Origin of the sequence: Microcoleus sp. MON1_C1, from assembly GCF_036701945.1 — a bacterium.
In the GTDB taxonomy this organism is placed as follows: domain Bacteria; phylum Cyanobacteriota; class Cyanobacteriia; order Cyanobacteriales; family Microcoleaceae; genus Microcoleus.
This window is the reverse complement of the sequence record NZ_JAUBRO010000046.1, coordinates 48,409-55,280: the sequence shown is the minus strand read 5'-3', so window position 1 is coordinate 55,280 and position 6,872 is coordinate 48,409. Positions and strand designations below refer to the sequence as shown.

The 6,872-nt window shown below is 44.9% G+C and carries 6 protein-coding genes; 2 read left to right on the top strand and 4 right to left on the bottom strand.

The window, feature by feature from the left end:
* Nucleotides 1-308: 308 nt before the first annotated feature.
* Entirely contained in the window at nt 309-2,084 is a 1,776-nt protein-coding gene (locus QUA62_RS22730; RefSeq protein WP_333406897.1) for a hypothetical protein, read from the top strand.
* Between the two features lie 111 nt (nt 2,085-2,195).
* Here the strand turns inward: QUA62_RS22730 and gloA are convergent, their stop codons facing one another.
* From gloA to QUA62_RS22710, 4 genes are all read right to left on the bottom strand, one after another.
* Nucleotides 2,196-2,624, bottom strand: a complete 429-nt coding sequence (gene gloA / locus QUA62_RS22725; protein ID WP_333406895.1) for a lactoylglutathione lyase — start codon at nt 2,622-2,624, stop codon at nt 2,196-2,198.
* 74 nt (nt 2,625-2,698) lie between these two features.
* A complete protein-coding gene (locus tag QUA62_RS22720) occupies nt 2,699-2,935 on the bottom strand; it encodes a hypothetical protein (RefSeq protein ID WP_333406893.1) in 237 nt (78 codons plus the stop codon).
* A gap of 126 nt (nt 2,936-3,061) precedes the next feature.
* Complete coding sequence (locus tag QUA62_RS22715) at nt 3,062-5,317, bottom strand: heavy metal translocating P-type ATPase (protein WP_333406892.1); 2,256 nt, start codon at nt 5,315-5,317, stop codon at nt 3,062-3,064.
* Between the two features lie 36 nt (nt 5,318-5,353).
* Nucleotides 5,354-5,548, bottom strand: coding sequence for a heavy-metal-associated domain-containing protein (locus tag QUA62_RS22710; protein WP_333406889.1), 195 nt, complete (start codon nt 5,546-5,548; stop codon nt 5,354-5,356).
* A 323-nt stretch (nt 5,549-5,871) separates the two neighbouring features.
* Between QUA62_RS22710 and QUA62_RS22705 the strand changes: the two genes are divergently transcribed.
* The gene (locus QUA62_RS22705; RefSeq protein ID WP_333406887.1) at nt 5,872-6,603 is read left to right on the top strand and encodes a DUF305 domain-containing protein; all 732 of its coding nucleotides are present in this window, start codon (nt 5,872-5,874) and stop codon (nt 6,601-6,603) included.
* Nucleotides 6,604-6,872 lie beyond the last annotated feature (269 nt).

Genomic DNA, 6,872 nt, shown 5'->3' with positions numbered 1-6,872 from the left:
CGAAACATCTTCTCTTCATCCCTTGGGCTTGTCTTGGCAACTAGAATAACTGCTCCCCCTACTTATTGAGCCGATACTCACCGATCACTGCAAAATTATATATTTAGTTCTGGACGCACATTTGCCTTGCTCAAGCCGGTTTATAAGAAAAATATGGGCTTTAGTTAGGAGAAATTTACCCGTGAAACCGGGTTTCTAACTCCCTAAGCGTCCAGGACTCATATTGACAAAAAGCCCCAGTAGATGTAAAGTTGAATTCAGCATCAAAGAATGGCGTCCATATCTACCAATTGTCATGGCGACCAATTATGACGAGGAATCTGTGGAAAGTCGATCGCAGTAGCATCCCTGAGTCGATCGGGTGCAGCGGCACAGCGCTAATCTTCATTCTCAATAAATATACTCAACCCTGGCAAAGAATAAACATAGTTGAAAAAATCCTGCAACAGTGCGGCAGCGAGCCTTTTGCTGAAGTTGTGGGCGTAGCGAAAAGCGGAATATTCAGAGAAAATATACCCGAACCCGTCAGAAAACCGCATCCGAATTTGCTGTTTCGCGCTTTGGGGATTCAGGCATTGGGGAGGGTGCGAGATGAGCTGAGATCGAGTGAGAGAGAAGGTAGAGCAAGTGATTTTAGCAAAAATCTGCTGGCGGCGTTAGAACAGGAAGCGCGAGGGGGATCGACTCCTTTAATTCGGTGGTCTGCGGCTGTTAGTATTAAGTCAATTTGGTTGGATGAAGCAGGGCAAGGACAAGACAAGGAATGTGCTGTCAATGTCACAATCAATGCAGGGGAAATAGAGCGGCTGGTTGTAGAAGAGCAAATTAAACTGTTAGCAATCAACAAATTTGCTTTGGGCGACAGTAGAAATGACAGCAGTAAGGAATATGAGAATTGTCTAGATTTTTGGGTGTACGGCCCGAGCTGGCTGCTGCCGGGTATGCCAATGGATTGCGAAGAATATCTGTTTTGGATCGAGAGAGTATTTGCGGCGATCGCAGTTACGGGCTCGTACAAATTGAATCCCAAAAAGGATGCAGCAGTAACCAACTTTTTGGAAGCTGCGGAAAATAATTTTAATGACTTGGAATTCTCCAAAATACTTGCCAAAATTTTTGAGTTCCTGCACCACCCGGAAGCGAGAGTCAAAAATCTAGCTGCAATTATTTTAGAACCTTACAAAGACAAGCTTGACCGGAAATCGGCGCTGATTCTGACAGCCCTAGTATATAAATTTAATGTAGTAAAGAATCAGCCCTTAGAATGTCTGACTATTCCCGAAATAGAGGAGTGCAAAGCGTCACTGTATCGAGATAAAATCGAAATTGACAAGGTGTATAGTGAGGCTTTGTCGCTGTGCGGCGATCGGGATGTCGAGATGGCAAGTTTCTTGTCAGCTAAACAGAGTGAAGACCAAAATACGGTAGACGAGCAGATCAACAATCTCAGCAAGTTAGTTAAGTCGATCGTAGATTGCCAGAGCTTGTTAGATGCTAATAGGGAACTTTTGTATTTGACTATAGAGCGGCTGCAAAAATGGGATTACACCCTAGGCCATAAACTGTCTGTGCACCGCAAGAAACTCCAAAACCTCAGTTTTGACAAAAGCACCTCCGAGCAGTGCATAAACCTCGACAACGAGCTAAATTCTATCAGAGATTCTTTGCAATATACTTTGTATGAAGTCACATCCAAAATTAACAGCCTAATTAGAGATGTAGAAGTTTCAGTGTCTAAGAATAATAAGACGGCCACAGATATGTTTAAGTGGACATGGGTATTGTTGGGGGTGTGGTTTTCAGTAGGGCTGCTCTTGTATGTATCGGATTCAGTGATTAACTCAATGTTTACCGTCAGCTACACAAGCGAATTTGTAGTTTATTGGACTATTTTATTTATTGTGATGGTGGTATTTTTGTTAGTATTAGCTGTATTTTTTTCGGCGATCGCTGCTTTAGAAAAGCGCCGAGAATCTAAATTAATTCCTCAATTTGATAGCTTAAGCCAAATAGGCACCAGTTTTTCTATTTTGTGGCAAAAGAGTTACTTGCAGCAGTTTGTACCGTCGGTGCGATCGAATTAAAAGTGTTGAAAACCCCTACATCCCCTCAGTAGGGTGCGTCACAGAAAGAGTTTCAGCTTAACTCAAAAAGTTTGTTTCTGACGCACCCTACCAGGACTAGGAGGACGAACTCTAAGATGCGCTCGCCGCACTTACTTTCTGGGCATTGCTACCTTGATTTGCCAGTTGAATTAATTCAACTTTATATCCATCTGGGTCTTGCACAAAAGCGATGACTGTTGAACCGTGCTTCATCGGGCCGGGTTCGCGGCTGACTTTACCGCCACGAGCTTTAATTTCTTCGCAAGTACCGTAAATGTCGTCCACGCCGATCGCAATATGACCGTAAGCATCTCCCAAATTGTACTCTGTGACGCCCCAGTTGTATGTTAATTCCAAAACTGTAGTGTCTGATTCGTCGCCGTAACCGACAAAAGCCAGAGTAAATTTACCGTCTGGATAGTCCTTTTGCCGCAGCAATTTCATGCCCAGAACCTCGGTGTAAAATTTGAGGGATTCTTCCAGATGGCCGACTCGGAGCATCGTGTGTAGTAGTTTCATTTAGCTCACTCCAAATTTTTTAAGCTTCCTCAATTTTAGCGATATCTCGCTGGAAAAAACCGCGCCGGCAAAGTTTACCTGGTTTTAGCTTGCTTTTTACTGAACAAAAACCACCACAGTTCTAAACCAATTAATGTCAATCCGCCTGCTGTTACGCCAATTTTTAAACTTAACGGCTGTTCGATCTGCCGAAATTGAGCGGTTGATTTGGCAGGATGGATTGATATTTGATTGGCTCGAACTCCCGATGCAATTCCGAGCATAATTCCTAAAGTGCCGAGGCTTCCTAAGATTTGACGTTGCTTCAACATTTTTTAAATTTCTCCTAGTTTATGCAAGAGATTTTCTTTGATAAATCGGGGAATGGTGCGTATAGCGCACCTTATATCTGTGTGCAGGTAGGGTGGGGCACCATAGATTTTTGGAAAACTCCTAATTTAGGCAATAGATTTGGGTTTAAAATTCCGCAATCGCAAAGCATTACTAACTACAGAGACTGAACTGAAAGTCATTGCTGCACCGGCGATAATTGGATTTAGCAGCCAGCCAAAAATGGGGAACAAAATGCCAGCGGCAATCGGTATTCCAGCGATGTTATAAATAAACGCAAAAAACAGATTTTCGCGGATGTTCCGCATGGTGGCGCGGGAAAGTTTAATTGCGGTAACTAGGCCTTGCAAATCTCCTGAAATTAAGGTAATGTCGCTGGCTGCGATCGCCACATCGGTGCCGGTGCCGATCGCAATTCCCACGTCTGCTAAGGCCAAAGCCGGCGCGTCGTTAATCCCGTCTCCCACCATCGCCACAATGTTTCCTTCCCTTTGCAGGGCTTGAATTTGAGCTGCTTTTTGGTCGGGTCTAACTTCGGCAAAAACCCGAGTAATGCCCACGGATTGGGCGATCGACTCTGCAGTCGCGCGATTATCCCCCGTCAGCATCGCCACCTCCAAACCGAGCTTTTGAAGCGCTTTCACCGCCTGCGCTGACGACGGTTTGAGGGCATCCGCAATCCCCAGAATTGCCTCTATTTTGCCCTCGGAGGCCATCCAAACAACCGTTTTGCTCGCAGCTTCCAAAGCTCTCCCGCGCAGTTCCAGATATTCAGTGTCACAGCCTAGTTCCTGCATCCACCTCAGCGTTCCCAGGGCGATCGACTTTCCGCCTACAACCCCTCGAACACCACTTCCCGCGATCGCCTCAAAATCCTTAACATCAGTCAAATTCACCTCTTGAGATTGAGCGTACCTCACAACAGCTTCCCCCAAAGGATGCTCCGAATTTCGCTCTACAGACGCAGCCAATTGCAGCAACTTTAACTCATTGCTGTTCGCCGTTCCCCTAATTGTCACAAAATCAGTTACAGTCGGCTTGCCTTCGGTGAGAGTCCCAGTTTTATCTAAGACAATAATTTGGATTTTATGAGCCAATTCTAAACTTTCGGCTCCTTTAATTAAAATCCCATTTTCTGCACCTTTACCAGTTCCCACCATCACAGCAGTCGGAGTCGCCAAACCCAAAGCGCACGGACAGGCAATAATCAGCACTTCCACCATTGTTACTGTGGCTAGAGTGATGTTTCCAGTCGCGTTAAACCAGATAATAAAAGTAGCTAAAGCGACGGCAATTACTGCGGGTACAAACCAACCAGTCACTTGGTCGGCTAACTTTTGAATCGGTGCTTTTGAACCCTGTGCGTCCTGCACCATCTTGACAATTTGAGCTAAAAATGTATCTTTGCCAACTCTTGTCGCCCGAAACTTGAAACTGCCAGTTTTGTTAATTGTGGCTCCGATAACTTCGTCGCCAAGCTGCTTTTTTACGGGCAAACTTTCTCCCGTAACCATGGCTTCGTCTACTGTCGAAGCACCCTCAATTACCTCTCCGTCTACGGGGATTTGCTCTCCCGGCCGCACCTGCACTACATCGCCAATTTCCACTTGGGCAATCGGCAGTTCCAACTCTTCCCCGTTGCGAATTATCCGAGCCGTTTTCGCTTGCAAACCCATGAGTTTGCGAATTGCCTCCGAAGTCTCTCCCTTCGCCCGATTTTCTAGGGTTTTTCCCAACAAAATTAAGGCTATAACGCTGGCAGCTACTTCATAGTAAACGCTAGGAGTCAAACCTTGGGCAGTCAAGAAACCGGGAAAAAATGTCACAAATACAGAATAAAAGTAAGCAGCACTCGTTCCCAAGGCAATCAAGGTATCCATTGTCGCCACCCGCCGTTTTAGGGATTTCCAAGCTCCTACATAAAACGATTTGCCGCACCAAAATTGTACGGGGGATGTCAGGACTAATTGCAGCCAAAAATTGTGCAGCCATGCGGGAATAAATGGCAGGTGCAAGCCGGTCATCGCTGGAATAGCGCCCACAACCAGCAGGATGCTTATGATACCTGCTGTCCAGAGTTTCCGCTGCAAGGTTTGAGATTCAGATTTGCGATCGGCTTGTTCGGAATCATCCTCTGTCGCCGCCATTTCTTGAAGTGGCAAAGCTTGGTATCCCGCATCATCAACCGCCGATTGAATTGTTTCTAAGTTGGTTTGCTTGGAGTCGTATTGGATGCTTGCTTGTTCCATCCCAAAATTGACATGACACTCAATTACGCCAGGAACAGATTGAATTGCTTGCTCGATAGAGGAAGCACAAGAAGCACAACTCATGCCCCGCAATTTAAGTGTGAGATTGTCCATATATGCCATCCTCAATGAGACATTTACCCTTTGTCTTTAAATAGTTGGATAGCCCGCCGATGCGATCGCTTTCCTAACTTCACTTTCCGACTTAGCGGTTTGAATCGTGACCACTTTTGTCTTGAGATCCGCCTCAACCGTTGAAACTGAGTCAATGGCTTGGACTGCTTTTGTGATTGTAGTCGCACAAGCAGAACAAGCCATCTTAGGAACTTTTAGCTGTAAAGTCATAATTTGAACCTCAGCAGAAACTACTCTGCTCAATCAATGAATTAACTCCATTGTAAAGTCTCCTGTACACTGGAGAGTCAAGGGGAATTGCGAAATAAATCAGGAATTATGAAAAAACTGGTTTGACACGCTACCCCTAGGGGTAAGGTACGCACTGTGCACCCTACATAATTAGATTCAACTGAGTTCTGTAAATCTTAAATTTGAGTGCGATCGGCGGCACAGCAATAATTATTTACAATTCCGACTCAAAAATTTCATCCTAATTTCATTTATATGTGGAAAGCTGAAGATAAATGGCAGTTTTAAGCATATAAAAATCTATGAAACCAATTTCATTAAAAACAGGCTTTGCAGCCCTGATATTGACCGCCGCAGCCGCTTTAACCAGCGGAGTGCTTGCAGCTTGTTCAAAAGCCCCTTCCAGCGAAAGTCAAGCCCCAAATGTTACGGCTGCAACCGAAGCAAACAAGAAGCAAGACGTGGCACAAGGCGGCGGCATGGGTGGCATGAATCATGGCATGAATCATGGCATGAATCACAATATGTCAATGGATTTAGGCCCGGCTGATGCCGACTACGATTTGCGATTTATTGATGGCATGACAGTACACCATCAAGGTGCTGTAAACATGGCTAAAGAGGTACTCAATAAATCCAAACGTCCGGAAATGAAAAATCTAGCAAATAACATTATTGCTGCTCAGAACCGCGAAATCAATCAAATGAAAGAGTGGCGAAAAGCTTGGTATCCCAAAGCTAGCAGTACCCCGATGGCTTATCACGCTCCAATGGGTCACATGATGGCAATGACTCCCGAACAAATGCAAAGCATGATGATGAGCATGGATTTAGGGGCGGCTGACGACCAATTTGACTTGCGATTTATCAATGCGATGATTCCTCACCACGAGGGAGCTGTAGTGATGGCTGAAGATGCTTTGAAGAAATCGAAACGGTCAGAAATGACAAAATTATCTCAAGAGATTCTGAGTTCGCAAAAGCAAGAAATTGAGCAAATGAAACAGTGGCGGCAAGCTTGGTATAAACAGTAGAAAGTCGGCGCGGGAATTTAGCCTAATATCTGTAGGGCCGGGTTCACTCAAATATAAATCGTAAGTAAAAAAGATAAACCCGCCCCGCCCTGTTGGTAAACCCGTCTCAATCTGCGGTTTTTCGGGGTAGTTTATAACATCATATCGGGTGATATATTCCGCCTCGTGGCGGGTTTATGAATATCAAGGTTGTGATATTAAATATATTGGTGAACTCGCCCTAGATAAACGATGTTGATTTAACCTATTTCATCCTGATTTCATATTGG